This is a genomic window from Paenibacillus endophyticus, from assembly GCF_014192395.1.
Classification (GTDB): domain Bacteria; phylum Bacillota; class Bacilli; order Paenibacillales; family Paenibacillaceae; genus Pristimantibacillus; species Pristimantibacillus endophyticus.
In genome coordinates this window covers 609,064-628,470 of sequence record NZ_JACHXW010000001.1, presented here as the reverse complement: position 1 = coordinate 628,470, position 19,407 = coordinate 609,064, and the positions used below count along the sequence as shown (strand labels likewise).

The 19,407-nt window shown below is 48.4% G+C and carries 14 protein-coding genes and 1 pseudogene; 2 read left to right on the top strand and 13 right to left on the bottom strand.

The window, feature by feature from the left end:
- The first annotated feature begins 520 nt into the window (after positions 1 to 520).
- Complete coding sequence (locus FHS16_RS02550; RefSeq protein ID WP_246431547.1) at positions 521 to 1,345, top strand: AraC family transcriptional regulator; 825 nt, start codon at positions 521 to 523, stop codon at positions 1,343 to 1,345.
- Between the two features lie 76 nt (positions 1,346 to 1,421).
- Here FHS16_RS02550 and FHS16_RS02545 read toward each other — a convergent pair whose 3' ends face one another.
- The 9 genes from FHS16_RS02545 to FHS16_RS02505 all read right to left on the bottom strand — a co-directional run bounded on the left by FHS16_RS02545 (position 1,422) and on the right by FHS16_RS02505 (position 12,665).
- A complete protein-coding gene (locus FHS16_RS02545; RefSeq protein ID WP_246431546.1) occupies positions 1,422 to 3,023 on the bottom strand; it encodes a hypothetical protein in 1,602 nt (533 codons plus the stop codon).
- Positions 3,024 to 4,501: 1,478 nt separating this feature from the next.
- On the bottom strand, positions 4,502 to 5,071 hold the full coding sequence (locus tag FHS16_RS02540; protein WP_183558357.1) for a helix-turn-helix domain-containing protein: 570 nt from the start codon (positions 5,069 to 5,071) through the stop codon (positions 4,502 to 4,504).
- A gap of 48 nt (positions 5,072 to 5,119) precedes the next feature.
- Positions 5,120 to 6,094: an NAD-dependent epimerase/dehydratase family protein gene (locus FHS16_RS02535; protein ID WP_183558354.1), complete on the bottom strand. Its 975-nt coding sequence runs from the start codon at positions 6,092 to 6,094 to the stop codon at positions 5,120 to 5,122.
- 12 nt (positions 6,095 to 6,106) lie between these two features.
- The gene (locus tag FHS16_RS02530; RefSeq protein WP_183558351.1) at positions 6,107 to 7,300 is read right to left on the bottom strand and encodes a glycine C-acetyltransferase; all 1,194 of its coding nucleotides are present in this window, start codon (positions 7,298 to 7,300) and stop codon (positions 6,107 to 6,109) included.
- Between the two features lie 385 nt (positions 7,301 to 7,685).
- Positions 7,686 to 8,492 carry an ABC transporter ATP-binding protein gene (locus tag FHS16_RS02525; protein ID WP_183558349.1) on the bottom strand — a complete coding sequence of 269 codons (807 nt, stop codon included), beginning with the start codon at positions 8,490 to 8,492 and terminating at the stop codon, positions 7,686 to 7,688.
- Positions 8,493 to 8,510: 18 nt separating this feature from the next.
- The gene (locus FHS16_RS02520) at positions 8,511 to 9,293 is read right to left on the bottom strand and encodes an ABC transporter ATP-binding protein (protein WP_183558346.1); all 783 of its coding nucleotides are present in this window, start codon (positions 9,291 to 9,293) and stop codon (positions 8,511 to 8,513) included.
- An 11-nt stretch (positions 9,294 to 9,304) separates the two neighbouring features.
- Complete coding sequence (locus FHS16_RS02515; RefSeq protein ID WP_183558343.1) at positions 9,305 to 10,117, bottom strand: ABC transporter permease; 813 nt, start codon at positions 10,115 to 10,117, stop codon at positions 9,305 to 9,307.
- Positions 10,114 to 11,091: an ABC transporter permease gene (locus tag FHS16_RS02510; protein ID WP_183558340.1), complete on the bottom strand. Its 978-nt coding sequence runs from the start codon at positions 11,089 to 11,091 to the stop codon at positions 10,114 to 10,116. The genes FHS16_RS02515 and FHS16_RS02510 overlap by 4 nt, the downstream gene beginning before the upstream one ends.
- A complete protein-coding gene (locus FHS16_RS02505; protein WP_183558337.1) occupies positions 11,064 to 12,665 on the bottom strand; it encodes an ABC transporter substrate-binding protein in 1,602 nt (533 codons plus the stop codon). The genes FHS16_RS02510 and FHS16_RS02505 overlap by 28 nt, the downstream gene beginning before the upstream one ends.
- Positions 12,666 to 12,804: 139 nt before the next feature.
- Between FHS16_RS02505 and FHS16_RS02500 the strand changes: the two genes are divergently transcribed.
- Positions 12,805 to 13,563, top strand: a complete 759-nt coding sequence (locus tag FHS16_RS02500) for a class I SAM-dependent methyltransferase (RefSeq protein ID WP_183558334.1) — start codon at positions 12,805 to 12,807, stop codon at positions 13,561 to 13,563.
- Positions 13,564 to 14,117: 554 nt separating this feature from the next.
- Here FHS16_RS02500 and FHS16_RS02495 read toward each other — a convergent pair.
- The 4 genes and pseudogenes from FHS16_RS02495 to FHS16_RS02480 all read right to left on the bottom strand — a co-directional run bounded on the left by FHS16_RS02495 (position 14,118) and on the right by FHS16_RS02480 (position 19,395).
- Positions 14,118 to 16,103 carry a YjhG/YagF family D-xylonate dehydratase gene (locus FHS16_RS02495; RefSeq protein ID WP_183558331.1) on the bottom strand — a complete coding sequence of 662 codons (1,986 nt, stop codon included), beginning with the start codon at positions 16,101 to 16,103 and terminating at the stop codon, positions 14,118 to 14,120.
- Between the two features lie 30 nt (positions 16,104 to 16,133).
- Complete coding sequence (gene gucD / locus FHS16_RS02490; RefSeq protein WP_183558328.1) at positions 16,134 to 17,591, bottom strand: alpha-ketoglutaric semialdehyde dehydrogenase GucD; 1,458 nt, start codon at positions 17,589 to 17,591, stop codon at positions 16,134 to 16,136.
- Between the two features lie 29 nt (positions 17,592 to 17,620).
- Positions 17,621 to 18,498 (bottom strand): annotated as a pseudogene (locus tag FHS16_RS02485) (fumarylacetoacetate hydrolase family protein).
- A gap of 138 nt (positions 18,499 to 18,636) precedes the next feature.
- The gene (locus FHS16_RS02480) at positions 18,637 to 19,395 is read right to left on the bottom strand and encodes an IclR family transcriptional regulator (RefSeq protein WP_183558325.1); all 759 of its coding nucleotides are present in this window, start codon (positions 19,393 to 19,395) and stop codon (positions 18,637 to 18,639) included.
- Between the last annotated feature and the right edge of the window lie 12 nt (positions 19,396 to 19,407).

Below are 19,407 nucleotides of genomic sequence, written 5' to 3'. Positions count from 1 at the left end.
TCAACCAGCCGTCAATCACTTCGAAAACAATATTCGATTTGGTACCTCCCTATGAAGGCATTCCTAGTAATTGATTAATCGTTTAACCAACTAGATTCACTGCATGGGGATAAACAGCATTCTCTTCCATCCGAAAGAAAACGCTTACTTCATTGTATCATCCATTGTTAACATTGAAAAACGATTATTTCAACTTCTATTTATGATATTTCAACCTCTATTTTCTGTTTGAAATGTACTGAGTATTGTGTTATTTTGATATAAAAGTCATTGATTTTCTTCACGATCGGACAATTTTACATACTAGATTCTCATTTTGTGAAACGTTTAAATGTTTATGCTGTCTTATGTTATTTCACCATTGTAAAATCATGAATGTTACGCTAACGAAGTCCATTACTACCAAATTGATCGTACCACTATTACTGTGTAAAGTGAGGGGATCGTTATAACTGATACCATTATGCATTTTGTAACACCACCTATTCCATATTTTATCGACAATGGGAAACATGCTTTTTTGCCGGGCGAACGGCATGTCAGCCGTTATTCCATCAGCGTATTCGATATTATTATCGTCACCAAGGGCAAATTGTTCATAGGAGAAAATGATAAGGAGTGGATGATAAGCAAAGATGAAGCCATTATATTAAGACCCGATGCCTATCACTACGGAACGGCCCCTTGCGAGGAAGAGACGGATATTACATGGATTCATTTCCAAACATTCGGAGCCTGGGATGAAATGAAAAGCATCAGCGATTGCTACGACAATCAAATTGCTTTATTCGAAAAACATAAACAGCAAGCGTATCTCAACCATTGCGAAGTGAATTCGATCTTTATACCAAAGAAATTTAAGCTGTCTAGCCAATCCATAAACGATCTTACTCCATTTTATTCCTTGGATAAGGACCCGCGTTCGCTTCGCAATTGGAGAAAACAAACGGCCTTCCAGACCTTCATGCAAAATATAAATCATGATTCAGCGCATTCAATAAATTCAACCGCCATACATCTCGCTGAAAAAATTGAATTATTCATTCGTCTAAATTACACCTCAAAGATCACGAATTCCGTGCTTAAGTCCGAATTTAATTATCATCCCAACTACTTGGCCAAATGCATGTTATTAGTCTATGGAGTCACGCCAATTGATTACTTGCTTCAATATCGGATCGAACAAGCCAAAAAGCTTCTCTTCCAAACCGATTGGTCAATTGCCCGAATATCCGATGAATTAGGGTTTAGCACCCCTGCCTATTTCTCCTCCGTTTTCACTAATAAACAAGGCAGTTCTCCGGCAAACTTCCGAAAAAAGAAAAATTTCGGATTTCTGAATTAAGCTGGTGTTTTATTTTTAAAAACGAAAGCCGGCACTGTATTGCCGGCTTTCGTTTTTTCGCCCAGGATGGCTCTTGTTATTTTTTAACTTCAGTACGTTCAAACGTACCATCCATGAATAATACGCTCCTTACGATCTCCCCTTCTTTTGATATGAACGTAAGTCCTTTCTCCCTCATTACATATCTAGTTGGATATGCGGCATAACTTGTAATCTCCCATCCCTTTTCTCTAGGCTCAATAAACCCATTTACACAGCTAAGCCCGCCTTCTTCATCCGTATAAATATACGTCGTCGAACCGAAACCAAGCATATATGCAACGAGTTCTTCTCCCATATCCCAATCGTCGCCTTCAATCGTAGAAAACAGGCTGCTGAACAAGGGATCGCTCGACTTTTTAAATATGGATTGCCCAAAACGATTCCTGGAGATCTCGGGCATATTTAAATTCGGAGCCGCAATGCTGTACGTAGAAGCAGCCTCACCCGGCTTTAGTTTGCGAGTTGTCGAGTAAACATTCCAATCGTAACAATTAAAAACAGCCATTGTTGCACGGTAACCTGCTTCCAACAAGCGCGTATCTCCAATTGTTTCATAAGCAGCCCGAGCAGCACCTGCTACTAATCCTCCCCATAAGGAGTGCGTCATAAATGACAATGCCTCCCACCAGCGGTCCGGAGCATTCGCTCTATAATCATTGCTGTATCCGATATTCGCAATAATCAGCGGGGCATACAATTCCGCTTCATCCGTTAATTCGGCTAGGCACAACGCTTCACATGTAAGGCCAAATCCTGCATTATCATAGAAATGCTCCGTGATGGCACCTTGGTACCCTTGCGAACCTTGCTTTAGACCTTCTACGAATGCCAGCCATAGTTTGTCTAGCTTCTCATACCAATAAATGAACGCACTCTTTTTCAAATCCGCTAACAAGTCGCCAATATATAAAATAAATACGCCTACAAGCCCGGCTTCTTCTTTTTCCCGTTTGTTTTGGTGGCAATCCGGATCCAGCCGCATACACATGATTTCCGCAGCCCAGCATAAATAGGCTTCTGGTTTTCCATATTGCAAAAACGATTCATCAAATTGGGATAATAAATAAAATACATGTCCAATGTAATCAAAATCATATATACGGTAAAAAGATCCATACAGCGGTATCGGGCTCATAAAATCACCATCTTCAAACCAATGGTGCTTTAGATCATGGAACGCAGACCTTTCAACTTTGCTGACTTGTTCCGGAATTGGAGCAGATAGCAGATTTTTCATCAGAATAAAAGATAATTTGCCAAGCGATTCTCCTTGATTCGATAAAGGCAAACAGGCATAAGGGCGAGTTTCTTGGAACGTATTAAAACTATGGTTACATAACCACGCTGCCCTCTCCTCAAGTATCTTATGAACGGGTTCAAGAACATTTCCTACTAAAACATCGTATTTTCCGCTATCGAGTTTAGCTACTATCTTAATCTCTCCAGCTGTCCGTAGTGGCAGCACCGCACGTAAACGTTTAGATTTTTCATCAGAAATCACATGAAACGCATTTGAAATGTCGATCTCCTCAATGGTGCCACCTTCTTCTCTTACGCTTATAAGCTTAACCCCAAGTAAAGAATCATTATCCGGCAGTATCACTTCAGCAAAAAACTTTCCTTCCGTCGTCGTCACGGGCGAATATGTCCAATGCGGATGCCCGTACCTTTTCGCCTTTTTATAAAAATCCTCTTGATGTTGAAATGGTGCAAAAACAAAGGACCAAGTTTTTTCGTCGCTAGGCCCAAGCGTAACAGACGAATAATCTCCGCCATAAATCCAATCGCTGTCTGCAGACTGCCCCATAGCGCTTCCATCCTCAACAAACGACAATCGGTGGTACAGCATTCCATCCAATGACGGAGAGACCTGTTCCAAAAAACGGTTCACATAACTGCAATACGTCCCGAAAGCGCTAACCCGTTCGCCCGTGCTGTAGATGGCAAGATGAGGAGCCTTGTGGCTTCTGCGCATAGCTGCGAATTTGGTAAAATCCCCTCCCAAATGCGGGAATACCGCGCAAGAGTGGTTCATATTCCTCAACACATCATGATCACGGAACATAATATACGCAAGAGAAAACCAGCTATGAAATCCCTTTACGACTATAGGATCATTGGTTGGGTTTGAACAACGAATCTTCCATGTCCATTCACCGTTATGATTAAGGAGGTACTCATACCGGACTTTAAATTTATCGTGTAAAAAAGTAACAATAGCCGATTGATCATCCTTAACTTCCATATGCGTCTGCAAGCTAGTGCTTTCAATCATTTCATTATCGATTTTAGCGCTCCAATGTCCAAAACGTTTATCCTGATTCCCATATCCAGCGTCCTTTACATATTGCGCATCGATTACCCAGTTCATCTTTTCCGGGTCGTCTGTCAATAGGATGGATTCCACAGTCCCGTGCGAAGACAGGCATATTTCAAAAGTATCATTACGAAGCCGTTTCAAGCTCTCACTCCTATCATTATAATTTAAACGTTTAGATAATAAGGTCATATTATCACAGTGCCATATCCCCCATCAAGCAATTTATACCTCCATTCGAGAACGCAATGAAATCAAGGTATTCCTTTCACTATCATCAAAATATAGCGGCAATAAAGTATAGTCAATTTCAATAAACAATACGATATGCAAGTTAATCGTTTTTCTTATTTTCGAAAAAAAGAGACCAGTTTGTTAGTGGACACGGTCTCTTTACGTACATATTCGACAAAATGATTAAGGAACTGGTAGTCCTCCGTATTTTGGCTGAAGAATCAACAGGTGCTGTGGCAGGCGGAGCGATGATAAGCGCCAATTCCACTCCTTCTTCCGACTTCATGTCCGGAATTAAGATTCAGACGCGCCATATGTTAGTTGAAGTTAAGCCATAATTCGCCCTATATCCTTACAAACAAAAAAACCGCGGTTTACGCGGTTTATATTGCCTTTATGCTCTTGGCCGCCTACATCGACCAATGCCGAATAATCGCCAGCAGTTTCCTCCGAGTCGATACTGTATAACCGAAGCGAGTCCGTAGGCGTATTATTCACTTGGACGAAGCGAGCATCGCATGGAGCTCGGTCACACGTCGATGGTCAAACCTCGTGTATGCGAACTAGCCCCGTGCCCCTGCGTCCGCATAGAAGATGACGGCAAAGAACTTCGCCGTTTCCGCGCCAGCATTACGGTACGTATGGGGCTGATTCGCGTGGAAATGAACCGCGCTGCCCGCAGGCACTTCATAGCGTTCGCTCCCGTGCAGCAGCTCCAGAACACCCTGCTGAACGAATAAATACTCTTCTACGCCGTCGTTATGAGGCTCGGAGCCATGCTCGCAGCCCGGCTCGATTATGACCAAGTAGGATTCGAATTTGTTCCGCAGCCGGTAAGGGAACAACGGGAATGTACGGTATGCCCCTTCTTCCTCCGAGAACGGTTCCAGATCGCCCGGCGCTGCTATCGTGACGTCCGAATCTACCTCATCTATCAATGTCGTGAACGAGATGCCCAGACCGTTCACGATACGCCATAGCACAGAGATCGTCGGATTGGAATCCCCTCGTTCAATTTGGCCCAGCATCGCTTTGCTCACACCGGTCATTTCCGCGAGGTTGTCAAGGCTGAGGCCCCTCGACTTCCGAATGGCATGCAGATTTTTACCGACTTTTTTATGGATGGGCTCCAAAGAAATCAGCCTCCTCGCAATTTTGTCATATCGTTTATCTCAACCGTATCATAACAAAATCGCGCCTTTCTCGCTATCAGGAAGCTTGCGGTGCAGAGTCGCCAGCATGTCGTCGGTCGTTCGGTCCAAATCATAAGCGGGCCGGAAATCCCATTCTTTGCACGCGGCTGAAGCATCTATCGCGTCCGGCCATCCGTCCGCGATCTCTTGTCGAAGAGGGTCGATGTCGAAGCGGAGCTCGAAATCCGGGAGTCGTCTGCGAATGCTGGCCGCAATGGCTTCGGGATCGACGCTCATGGCCGTGACATTATAGGCATTGCGCCGCTTCAACCGGGAAGCATCAGCTTCCATTAAGCTGACGACGGATGCTATCGCATCCGGCATATACATCATATCTAGGTATGTTCCTTTGCCGATGTATGAGGTATAACGGCCGCTTTTGATGGCATAGACGTACATTTCGACGGCGTAATCGGTCGTTCCGCCACCCGGAGGGGCGGTGTGCGAGACCAAACCTGGAAAACGCAAGCCTCTCGCGTCCACGTCATATTTTCTGTAATAATATTCGCATAACTGCTCGCCTGCAGCTTTGCTAATCCCGTACATCGTCGCCGGCCGCAGCCACGTGTCCTGCGGCGTGCCTTGCCTGGGGGCGTCCGGGCCGAACGCGGCGATCGAGCTTGGCGCGAACAACTGACAGCCCAGTTCCCGGGTCGTCTCCAGCGCGTTCAGCAACCCTCCCATATTTAGCTGCCAAGCAAACATCGGCTTTGCTTCCGCTGTCGCGGACAATAGGGCCGCCAGGTGGATGATCGCATCGGCCCGGTGCGCCCTTGCCGCTTCATGGAACGCCCGGCCATCGGTGACGTCCAACAGCCGGAACGGACCGCCCTGCGCTGCCTCGCTATGATCTTTCCGAATGTCCGTCGCTAACACCGCGTCATCCCCATACAATTCCCGAAGTTTGACCGCCATCTCACTCCCGATCTGTCCAAGCGCACCGGTTAACAGTATTCGCTTCATCTCGCATTCCTCCTATCCGATAATTCCGAGCTCGCAGCCCACCTTCTCGTAAGCGGCGAGTGCTCGGTCGAGCATCTCTGACGTATGCTCGGAGGTCGGCATGTTTCGGATGCGGCCCGTTCCTTTCGGTACGGTCGGGAACACGATCGCTTTCGCGAATATGCCTTCCTCATACAGCATGGCGCTGAAGCGCTGCGTCTTCTCTTCGTCTCCGACGATGCAAGGTGTTATCGGCGTCGCCGTCGGGCCGAGAGAGAATCCTAGCCTCCGCAGGCCATTCTGCAGATAGGATGCGTTGTTCCACAGCTGCTCCTGCAGATCACGACTCTCTTGCAGCAGGTCAATCGCCGCGATGCTTGCTGCCACCGCCCCCGGCGGTAGCGATGTCGAGAAGAGGAACGGTCGGCTTCGAGCCTTGAGCCAGTCCGCAACCGCTTGGGAGCATGCCACATACCCTCCGACGACGCCGACTGCCTTGGACAGTGTTCCGATTTGCAAGTCGACGCGGCCAGACAGACCAAAGTGCTTCACGGTACCCGCACCGCCGCCGAGCACCCCGGAACCATGGGCGTCGTCCACATAAGTGATCAGGTCATAGGTCTCCGCAATGTCCACGATCTCGGGCAGTTTCGCGATATCGCCGTCCATGGAGAACACGCCATCCGAGATGACCATAATTTTCGCGTACCGGCCCGACTCCCTGGCCTCCCTAGCCTTCGTCCGAAGATCATCCATGTCGGAGTGGCTGTACCTGATTACCTTCGACTTCGTCAGCCGGCAGCCGTCGATAATGGAGGCGTGGTTAAGTTCATCCGACAGAATTGCATCCCCATCACCCATGATGGCCGAGATCGCTGCCATATTGCAGTTAAATCCCGACGGATACGCAACAGCTGCTTCCGTTCCTTTGAATGCCGCCAGCTTCTCCTCCAGCTCGATGTGAAGGGACAACGTCCCATTAATCGTGCGAACGGCGCCGCTGCCGACCCCGAATTGTATCGTGGCCTGAACGGCAGCGTCTATGAGCCTCTTGTCGGTCGCCAATCCCAAATAATTATTGGAAGACAAATTCACGAACGACCGGCCTCCCATTCGGATGACCGGACCGTTCGCGCTCTCCAGCGGCTCGATCGTATTGTATAGCCCCCGGGCCTTCAGATCGGCCAGTTGTTCGGTTATAAACGAGAATAAAGTCGGGCTTGCCATTCGAATTCCTCCATTCGTAGCTCAATCAACTCGTACGTTATAACATATTTTAATATACCATTACATTTATATGCTATATTACACAAATGTGCGCCATTGTGCAACATAACTTTCGGACCTTCAAACTTGCGTCCTTTTTGATTAGGCCTGCCAGCTAACCGTAAGAGAATTGAATATGCTGTTTTTTTGCTCCGTACATCCGGCTTAGCTGATCCATCGGAAAGGCTCAGATAACGTCTATTTCGCATTCAATCGTGAAAAGGAACCCAAGACGCAGGTTTCCCTCTACCAATTACGCCTAGGATGGACGTTACAAGAAAGAAGAAGCAGCTGCCGAGGCAGCTGCTCCTTCTTTCGTTCGATAAAATTTCCTCGTTGCGCAATTCTATATTGAAATAGTAGTTTTCTTAACCATGTCGGCGATGTGGCTGTCTTCTTCGTTGCGCCTGCCGATCAGCTTTGCTGTCTCCAGTAATGAACGTGTATATGGATGTCGATCTTCAGAATGCAGAGCCTCTGAGTTAAACAGCTCAACCATTCTCCCGTTCTTCATAACCATGATCTGATCACTTAAACGGGATACTAAGGAGAGATCATGTGTGATAAACACCAGCGAGAGTTTCTGCTCCTCTCGGAGCTTCTGAAGCAACTTAATGATTTTATACTGATGAATGACATCCAGATTGGAAACAATTTCATCGCATACGAGAAGCTTAGGCTTTAGAATAAGAGCTTTGGCAATGCAAGCTCGCTGGTACTGCCCACCGCTGAGCTGATTCGGCAGTGAGGTAAGCAGCATAGAGGGCAAACCTACCAAATCGGCATATTCTGCTGCCCGTTGCTTCCTATCCGACTTCTCTAGTTTTGTGAAATATCGAAGCGGCTCCTCTATGCTTTGCATAATCGTCATACGCGGATCCAGCGAAGCAGCTGTATTCTGAAATACAAGCTGAATTTGCCTGTACCATGCCTTAAAATCCGAGGTTTTGTGCTGAGGTGCAACTACCCCATTAAAGGAAATCGATCCCGAAGTCGGACGCGCAAGCGCCATGATCATCTTAGCAAGCGTAGACTTCCCGCTTCCGCTCTCTCCAACGACTGCCAGCGAACGACCAATAGGCAGGCGAATCTCCAATTTATCCAATATGATCTTTTCACCGACTGATTTGGAAAGTTGATTAATCTCGAGCATAGCAGCCAACCTCTTCCCCTAATCAACATTAAATTTTTGATGATAATACCAAAGTTCTCTTGTATATGGATGCTTCGGCTGATTTTGCACATCGCTCACAGTGCCATATTCAACGATCTCTCCCTGATGCATGATCGCGATTGAATCAGCCAAATAATTCGCAATATTCAAGTCATGCGTGATGAACAGCATACTCATCTTCCGCTCTTTCACAATTTCATTCAACAGCGCTAAAATCTCCGCCTGCGTCATCACATCCAGCGCACTCGTTGGTTCATCTGCTAGTAGGAGCTCCGGCTCAAGCAATAATGCCATTGCAATCATTACGCGCTGACTCATTCCGCCGCTCAACTCAGATGGATAACTGCCCATCATGGCATCGATACGCGGAAGTGATACTCTGGCAAGCATTGCTTTTGCCTTGCGTTCTGCCTCAGCTCTCGTCAAAGGCAAGTGACTTCTCACCAAATCACTTAGTTGCCTGCCGATTGGGATAGCAGGATGAAGTGATTGCTCCGGATGTTGGTTAATTACCCCTATTCGTTTACCCCTCACCCTCTGCCAACCACGGCGGCTGATACTCCTTAAATCCAAACCTTGAAAAATCATTTCCCCCGTCATTGTCATCGAACTCGGCAGCATACCCAGCATCGCTTTGCTTGTCAACGTTTTCCCGCTCCCGCTTTCTCCGATTAAACAAAGTGTCTTGCCTTCATGCAGTTTAAAGGAACAATCCTTGACCAAGCACTGGCCGTCACTATTTTTAATGGTAAGTTTCTTAATTTGGGCAGTTATGTTCATATCCTCATCACCTATTTTAGCTTGTATCGGCTGCGCAGCTTCTCCCCGCTAATTTGGAATGCGCATGCCGTCATAAATACCATCAAACCTGGAAAAAAGCCCATCCACGGGGCAATTTGCAAATAGCTTTTACCATCGAGCAGCATAACTCCCCATTCCGGCGATGGAGGCTGCGCACCAATTCCGAGAAAGGACAAGCCTGACAGCGTTAGAATGACTCTACTGACATCGAGGATAGAAAGAGTGAGCACCTGCGGCATCATATTAGGTAAAATATGACGTGCCATATGAGGCAGCCCAAAAGAACCGCTCACTCGACTTGCGAGCATATAAGGCTCCTTCTTCACATCATGAACGAGTCCCCGTATAATCCGTACATATCTCGCCCACCATGAGAGCATTATGGCCAGATATACGTTCTCCATCCCAAAACCGAGAAATCCAATAATAACAATGGTCAATAGAATATTGGGTACGGCAACAAACAGGTCGGTTATACTCATCAATAGCATATCTAAGCGTCCTCCATAATAGCCGCTTAATGTACCTAGTATGAGGCTAATGAGCACAACCAGCATGAGGACAATAAATGCCGGAAATACAGAGTGCTTGATACCCAACAACACTCTGCTATATATATCACGGCCTAAATAATCTGTTCCAAACACATGCTGAAGGCTCGGTTTTTGCAGCTTGGACCCATAGTCCGGTTGGAAGGGATCATAAGGCTGCAGCCATGGCGCAAGAATTCCAGCCGCAACCAACAAAACAATGACAGCCAAAGATACAGCAAATAGCTTATTATTCCATGCGAAGGCTATCAATTTTCCCACCTCTGCTTTTCAAGATGAATACGTGGATCAGCCATATAATAACTGACATCCGTGACGAAATTCAGAATAAATATAGTAGCTGCCAACAACAGACTACATCCCTGAATAACTGGGTAATCACGATTATATATCGTATCCAGCATATATTTACCAATCCCAGGAAAACTGAAGACGTTCTCAATAATAATAGTTGCGCCAAAAAAACTGGGGAAGCTCGTCCCAACAATGGTAAGCACAGGAACTAGCATCGAGCGAAACAAATAAGAAGGATATAGCATTCTCCGTTTGATGCCACGTGAGATGGCTGCCTCCAGGTAGGGTGTTTTTTTGTATTCCACTGTAAAAGAACGAATCATTCGAATAAAGTAGACGCTTTGAACCATACTGATCGCTGCTACGGGCAACACGTAGTGACTCACGGAGCCACCGCCGATAATCGGGAATATTGGCCATATTACACCAAATGAGAGCATAAGCAATATGGCAAGCCAGTACAGCGGGACTGATAAACCCAGTACTGTCGCTCCATATAGAATACGATCGATCAAGCTTTTCTCCCGTAATCCAGCCATCAATCCCAATGGTACCGATATGAGAAAGGTCAATGTGAAAGAACTGATCAGAAGCAACAGTGTCATGCTAATTCGCGAACCTATTTCTTCTACTACTGGTTTGTTTGTTAGATAAGAGTTACCCAAATTCCCCTTAGCGAGTTCCATTAACCATGAAACATACTGCATGAGAAAAGACTGATCCAAACCCCATTTGTTCTGATAGAATGCAATCATATTTTCGTCGGGCGTTGCGCCGAAACCTTGCAGCATTAATGCTGCAGGATCACCTGGTGCCATATGCATAAGTGTAAATACAAACATGGTTAATAAGAACAGTGTAAAGGCCAGCATACCTAGTCGTCCCATAAGATAACGAAACATATCTAGTCCTCGATGGTCAATAGATGCCATTTGACAGGATTATCCTCGATCGAACCAAATGTGAACCCTTTAATTTTGCTGCTATGGATGAAGGTCTGCTTTGTATAATAGATGGGTACGGTCATTGCTTCTTCATAAAGTCTATTAAAAATGAGGTCATAAATCGGTTGTTGCTCCTTTGATTTAGTGTATCCGGCTATCGTATCCAAATAATCGGTTAAAATCTCATCCTGAAATGCGACTCCAGGCGTCTCTTGTGTATGATAGAACAAGGATGTCAAGAAACGATATGGAAGCTGAGCATCCGTGTAGGTGCGATATAAAAGAAGGTCATACTCCTTGTTCGTCCATAGCGCGTCATAGTATGAAGCACGCTCTTGGTTTAAAATATCAACTTTTACGCCAATGTTCTTCATTTGGTCCTGGAAGATCTCCGCCATTTCTTTCCACTCCGGGTATTCCTCCGTTTGAATAACGAGTCTCAATGAAATTGGTTTACCCTCTTTTTCGTATAGCTTGCTACTGTCATTCCATCGAAAGCCTGATGCCTCTATAGCTTGCTTTGCTTGATCAACGCTATATACATAAGCGGGTTGGTTGTCCTTTGTAACGAAAGCAACCGTGCTTTGGAACAAACCTGCAACGCTTGCGCCTTTACCGCTCATCATCTTACTCGTATCGGTGCCGTAGTTCAGCGCCTTCCTGATGTTTTGGTCCGCTAAAAACTCATTTTTCTGATTAATAACCATAAAATATGACATTGTACTGGCATTATTTTCAATTTGGAATTTATTGTTGTTCTCGAATAAGGACAGGTTTTCGTAAGGAATGTTGCCTGTCTCGCCGCCTGCGATATCAATTTCACCATTCTGAAGCGCTAATACACGAGCCTGCGGATCAGTTATCACTTTGAATACAAGTAGATACTTCGATGCCGGCTCTTTCCAATAGTGTACATTAGCTGCAAGTACTGTCTCCGCGGCTTCCTTGTAGCTTTCTAGTTGCCAAGGCCCTGTGCCGATAGGCTTCACAAACTCACCATTAATATCTCCAGCTGGGGTTACAGCATTCGGGCTCATAATCCGTAGCGGCCTTGCTTGGCTAAGCTCCAGCAAGGCTTGTGACGCAATTTCCTTAAAAGTAAGCACCACTGTTTTCGCATCCGGCGTTTCTACTTTGTCTAGCTTTCTGCTGATTTCAAGTGAAGCCGTTTCCTCGTTGGCAACGGAACGCTGAATAGAGAACTTCACCGCTTCCGAGGTGAGCGGACTGCCATCGGAGAATAACACGCCTTCTCGCAAGTGAAACGTATAGGTCTTGCCATCATCGGAAACTTCCCACTTCTCGGCAAGACTTGGTTTAATTTCCCCGGCTTCGCCGAAATCCACCAAAGCATCATAAATTGATGTTTGAACGGCCCTTGCACCATTATAGGTAGTAGCGTCCAGCTTATCCCCTTTTAGATCCTGAGTAATCGCTACTGTAATACGTTTCACCATTTGCTCCTTTTCCACAGACGTTGTCTCTGTCCCCGCAGAGCATGAGGAAAGAACTAGCACTATGCTCATTGCAACAAAAAGTAAACCCGTAAATCGTTTAAACATGATTCATCCTCCTGATGTAAAAAAGATATGTATATTCGGCCAGCTTGACTTAAGCAGCTAACTGAGTTTTAATATTAATCGTAACAATTACTAATAGCAAGCTTTTTATAAAAGCAATCGTTAAACAAGGAGAGTGTATATGACTATCAATAAACAGCAGCTAAAAGAGCATCAAGATTACTGGGATAAAGGAGCCGACATCTATGATGGCATTATAGACAATGAGATCATGAACGATTCCTATGGGAAATGGGAAGCAATACTTAGCAAACTACTGAAAGATAAACCATCATTGAAGATTCTCGACGTCGGTACAGGCCCAGGCTTTTTCAGCATTCTTCTCTCGCGTATGGGACACCAAGTTACCGCAATCGACTCATCCCCAGAAATGATTGCCAAGGCAAACAAAAACGCAATCAAATACGAATGCGACATTTCAATCATACAGTCGGATATTTTGGATTATAAACCAACGCATTCGTTTGATTTAATTATTTCCCGAAACGTAACCTGGTTTTTACCGAATCCGGTAGCGGTCTACGAACGTTGGCATTCATGGTTGGGCGAGTGTGGACAGGTGATCATTTTCGATGGGAATTGGAACTTATTTCTCACGGATCCCAAAGAAGCGGCTTTGTTTAAGTTGGCCATGCAAGAAGCGATTGCTGCGGGTTATGTTCCTTACCGAACGGAAGAAGAAATTTCAGAGGGCGATCACATTGCGTTAACACTCCCGCTTACATATGTGAAACGGCCGGCTTGGGATATTGGATTGCTCACCCATATCGGCTTTCAGCAGGTAACCTCTCTGCACGGCTTCGATGTAGAGCTTCAATCGAGACCAGAGCAAATTCTGAATAAATATCGTCCGATGTTTGCCATAGTTGCAGACAAATAAAGACTTAGCCTAATGACCCGCTTCCTGACCTTTACAGCACCGGCATGTATCGTATGGCCTTTCGGTTGCGGCGGCTGATCGGAGTAGCCATTAGATAGTCCAATGCCGTAATTAAGAATCAAGATTAAACCGAAATAAACTACTGAGTCGATTCCAGTCCACTGGCGTCTGTCCGGAGAACAAAAGGAGAGTCCACAAGTGAACTCTCCTTTTGTTTCGTGTATTCAATTGTTTAATATACTTCGAATACCCAAAGCGAATAGGGCCAATTCGCATATACATAAACGATTTTCCTTGCACAGCCGGCACTTGAATACACCTAGTATATCGAATGCGGCATCTCCTATTATAAAATTATATTTTATCATGTTTTTAGTCCCGTAGAATTCAGGACCAAGGCCAATTGAAGACAAAGGCATTTTTCACACAGTAGCATCCAATATCCTAATCAGGAAATTCTCGAAACAACTTCAGCTGTAACATCTTTCCCTCACTCAGTGTTGCACTAAATAATTGCCCAATTCAGAGTATCCTCAGAACCCATAGACCTCATTCTACTTCCGGATTTCGGAGTCCATCGCTTCCTTTCCGGCCTCCAGCAGCTTGACGATCCGGTCCACGTCGTAGACGCTGCCCCGCCAGATTCCGCCGCTGGCGGCTTGAAGCGCGGCCCACAGTCGCGTATCGTCCGGCAGGCCCGGATCTGGCGCAAGCATGGGATGGGGCAGACGGCCTTGCAATCGCCGCGCTCCTTCCTCGTAGTCGAAACGATCGGCACCTTCTCCTACGAAATTAATCTTACCAGATAGATTAATTAAATCGACTACGATTTCGACCCAATCCCCGTCTCGCAGCTTGGAGATCGGTCCTCCTGCCAATGCTTCCGGACCGATATGGCCGATGCATGCGCCTGTCGATACGCCGGAGAAGCGCGCATCGGTAAGCAAAGACACCTCTTTGCCGTACGGCAGATGTTTAAGAGCGGACGTAAGCTGATACGTTTCTTCCATGCCGGTACCGCTCGGCCCTCTGCCGATTAGGGCCATAATGTCACCTGCCGATATATGTCCGGTTTTTATCGCCTTAATAGCGTCTCGCTCCGTCGTAAACACCTTGACTTGCCCCAAATGCTTGTATACGCCGTTCTCGTTTACGACAGAAGGGTCAATGGCAGCCGATTTGATGACTGAACCCTCCGGCGCGAGATTACCGATCGGGAAGGTTACGGTAGAAGCCATTCCAGCGGCCTTTGCGTTCTTCGCAGAATAGATGACCGTATCCGGGTCGATGCCATCAATGCTGCACAGCAAGTCCCGCACGCGCTGCCTCCGTTCGGAGGATTCCCACCAATCAAGCACTTCTCCCCATGTCTTGCCTGATACAGTTAATGCCGATTCGTCTAGCAGCCCGAGCCCTCTCAGACGGAGCATAACTTCCGGTACGCCGCCCGCAAGGAACGCGCGAACCGTCGTATGTGGCACAGGGCCGTTCGGCAATACGCTTACTATGCGGGGGACGCTGCGATTAATAGCCGTCCAATCGTTGACATCGGGGACACGCAGCCCCGCCGCCTGGGCAATCGCGGGGATATGCAGAAGCAGATTCGTCGATCCGCCGAACGCGGCATGAACGACCATGGCGTTGCGAATCGCGGAATCGGTTAGAATCCGGCCGACGGTAACTCCTTGCTCCGCTGCAGATATGGCCGCCCTCGCCGATTGGCGGGCAAGCTCGGTCCATATCGGCTGACCGGATGGGGCGAGCGCGGCATGTGGCACCGTCAGACCGAGCGCTTCCGCTACGACCTGCGACGTTCCCGCCGTACCGAGAAACTGACAGCCGCCGCCAGGGGTGGCGCATGCCCGGCATCCCATGTCCGCGGCTTCCTCAAGCGTGATGTCTCCGTTCGCGTATCGTGCGCCAATGGACTGCACCTTGCCCGCGTCTTCGCCAAACGTCGGCGGCAGCGTCACGCCGCCGGGCACGATAATTCCAGGCAGCGAAGGCGTTCCCGCCAAGGCAAGCATCATGGCGGGCAATCCCTTGTCGCAAGTCGCGACGCCAATTACGGCCTTGCGTGTCGGCAATGAACGAATCAGCCGCCGAAGCACGATCGCAGCATCATTCCGGTATGGCAACGAATCGAACATCCCCGTTGTCCCTTGCGACCTGCCATCGCATGGATCACTGACATAACCCGCGAATGGAATCCCGCCTGCCGCGCTGATCTCCTCAGCTGCGGCTTCCATTAAAAGACCGACTTCCCAGTGGCCCGTGTGGTAACCTAAGGCAACAGGCTTGCCGTCATCCCGCCGTATGCCTCCCAGCGTACTTAAAAGCAAAATCTCCTTTCCTCCCAAGCGAGATGCTGGCAAGCCCATCCCCACATTCTGAGACCAACCGAACAAGTCGCCGCTAGGCCGTTCTCTTAACAGCTCCGGTGTAAGCGGCAATGATCCCGGCGGCCCCGACGCATGGGTGGAAATCCGGTAGAGCTCGTCGCCGCGGGGCTCCACGATGCGTTCCCAGTCCTTGTTCATTCCTCGCTCCTCCTTCTGGATGGAAGCCGATCATGGCTTCATGAATACCGTCTTGACCGAAGTGAAAAATTCGATCGCCGCCTGTCCTTGTTCCCTTGAATGGGAGCTGGAACCTTTCATTCCTCCAAACGGCGCCTGAAGCTCTACGCCTGCTGTTTCGGCATTAATGCGCACAAGTCCCGCTTCCATCTCCTGTACGAATGCAAGAGCGGTCGCGATATCCTTTGTATAAAGCGATGCGCTGAGCCCGAACGGCACATCGTTAGCCAGCTCGATAGCCGCTGCCAAATCCGCTGCCTTCATCAGCGAAAGCACCGGGCCGAAGATTTCTTCCTGCGCGATAGCCATATGCGAATGGACGTCCTCGAAAACCGCGGGAGTGACGTAATACCCGTTCCGGAGCTCCTCTTCTTCAGGCCGCGACCCGCCAATCAATAACTTCGCCCCTTCTTCCTTACCAGTCCGAATATAGGCCAGCACCGTCTCATATTGCTTCTCGTTGGCGCAAGGTCCAAGCCAAGTAGATTCTGACAAGCCGTTTCCAACCCGGATCGAAGCCGTTTTTTCAATTAATTTATTACGAAAAGCGTCGTACACATCCTGTACGACGATTACGCGGCTCGTCGCCGTGCACTTCTGGCCCGTTGACTTGAACCCGCCGCTGATCGTCGCCTCCACTGCCAAATCAAGATCCGCATCGGCTGCCACAATAATAGGGTTTTTCCCGCCCATCTCTAACTGATATTTTGCGCCGCGAGTGAAAGCCGCCTGTCCGACGGACTTCCCTACCGCATTCGAGCCCGTAAAAGTGATGCCATGTACATCCGGATGCTCGGCAATACCTTGCCCGATTTCCTTCCCTTCACCGATGACCATATTCAGAACGCCTTTCGGCAGACCGGCCTCATGGAAGCACTCCATCACGAGTACCGAGGTGACCGCCGTTTCCAAGGCTGGTTTCCATACAACCGCGTTGCCATAAATCAAGGCCGGAGCGATCTTCCAGATCGGAATCGCAACCGGAAAGTTCCACGGCGTAATGGCCCCAACCACGCCTAATGGGACGCGTGTCGTGAACATGAACGCATCGGCGTCCGAAGCAGGAATGACATCTCCGATCTTACGCATGCCTTCGCCGGCATAATAGCGCAGAATGGCCGCTCCACGGGCTGCTTCCCCTTTCGCTTCCGCCAGCGTCTTGCCCATTTCGCGCGTCATCATACGGCCAATCTCTTCAAGCCGTCTTTCCAACGCATCAGCCGCTTTATAAAGAAATGCGCCTCGCTGCGCGCCCGAGAGCTTGCGCCAGGACCCGCGCTCCGCGTTTGCCGCAGAAACGGCCATTTCGAGATCTTCCCGAGTCGACAGTGGAACGCAGCCGACGACTTCGTTCCGGTCCGCCGGGTTGACGCTTGTCGTCGATTCCCCTCGTTGCGGCGGCAACCACGCGCCGCCGATATAATTTGAATAGTTCTGTAAAGCCTCCATATTCGGCTCTCCTCCTTTTTTTATGCCCTTCATTGGGCTACGACATGATTGATTAACGTTCCGATATGCTTAATCTCGATTTCAATGCGATCATGCGGCTGCAGCGTGAAGTTGTCCGGAGGAACCAAGCAAGTCCCCGTTAGTAGCACCGTCCCGTCGAACAAAAGATTGTCTCGCTTTAAAAGGATACCAGCTCATCCAGTCGCCGCTTCAGCAGCCCTGTATTCGCTGCTATGTCGACAACGACTTCTTCGTTCCGGTAGATGCGCAGCCCCATGTCCAGATCATAAGGATCCTGTGTCGTTTCGGCGAGCCGAATGGCTGGCCCGATTGAGCAGGACTGCTTCCAGATCTTCGCTTGCGGGAGATACAGCGGATTCTCTCCTTCAAGATCCCGGCAGCTCATGTCGTTGCCAATCGTGTACGCCACGATATCCCCAGCGGCATTTAATACGAGTCCAAGCTCGGGCTCAGGCACCTGCCAAGTGGAATCGCTGCGAAGCATGACATTCCCTCCGGGACCGACCGTACGCGCAGATGTTGACTTAAAGAACAGTTCAGGGCGTTCGGCATCGTAGACAAGATCATAAAACGTTGCCCCTGCATCCGCCTTGCCGCCGGTCGCTTCGTAGTTGCGCGCTTCTCGGCTTCGCTGGTAAGTGACGCCTGCCGCCCATATCTCCGGGGCATCCACCGGAGAAAGCAGCTCGAGCGTATTCCACTCTTCTACCAAAGGCGTACCGTCAGATATATCGGCATTGATGATCTCGAGCGGCGTCTTGCCCTGCTGCTCTGCCCTGTGGAACAATTCCCATACATCATTGTCCTTCAACGCGAAAGCCGTCTCTTCGTCAGTTACCGCCGCAAGTGCTTTCCGCACTCCATCCTGATATCGTATTAACCTCATAACATCTCTCCTCGTTTTATAATGTAGTACAGCGTTCTGTATTATAGCTATTGTAAAACCTCTATTCGATCCACTCGAAGATGAGCGACCGCGTTTAGAGGTGTGTTTTGGCACATTATTGTAGGTAGAAGTGAACAACTACGCCCGGTGCCCCAGTTTTTGGGAAATTCCGGCTGCGGCTTGATTCAATTCGACGATTAACCTCTCGAGCTGCTGATCGTCTACACGGGAACGTAACGTCGAGACGCTGATTGCCGCCGATACTAGCCCATGATGATCGAACACCGGTACGGCCGCGCACCTGACGCCGATTTCGTTTTCCTCGTCGTCGATAGAATAACCGCGCAATCTGACCAGCTCCAGCTCGCGGCGGAATGCGGCCGCGCCGATGATGGTCTTCTCTGTCAGTCGAACGAAATCGTAACGCTCAAGCAAACCTTCGATCCAATTCTCCGGCTGATAGGCACATAATAGCTTGCCGACGGAACTGGTATGCAGCATGACGCGCCTGCCTACCCGCGAATAACGGATCGGGGCGAGATCGCCTTCCACCTTATCAATATATACGCCTTCATCCCCGTCCAAAATGACCAAATGCGTTGTCTGACCGGTACTCTGCGTGTATTGCTCCAGGCTAGTCTTGGCAACCTGCCTAATGTCCATTGACTGCAGCAATTGCTGCCCCTTCTCGATTAGCCGCAAACCAAGGCGATATTTCCCCGTATCGACGTCTTGTTCCATATAGCCGCGACCCTGGAGCGTCTTCACCAACGAATGAACCGTGCTCTTGTGCAATCCCATTCTGGCGCTAATTTCCGTTATCTTCAGCTCAGGGGTCCTCTCGTCGAATAAATCAAGAATGAGCAGCGCCCGTTCAACGGCTTGTATGATCGGCATAATCTCTTACAA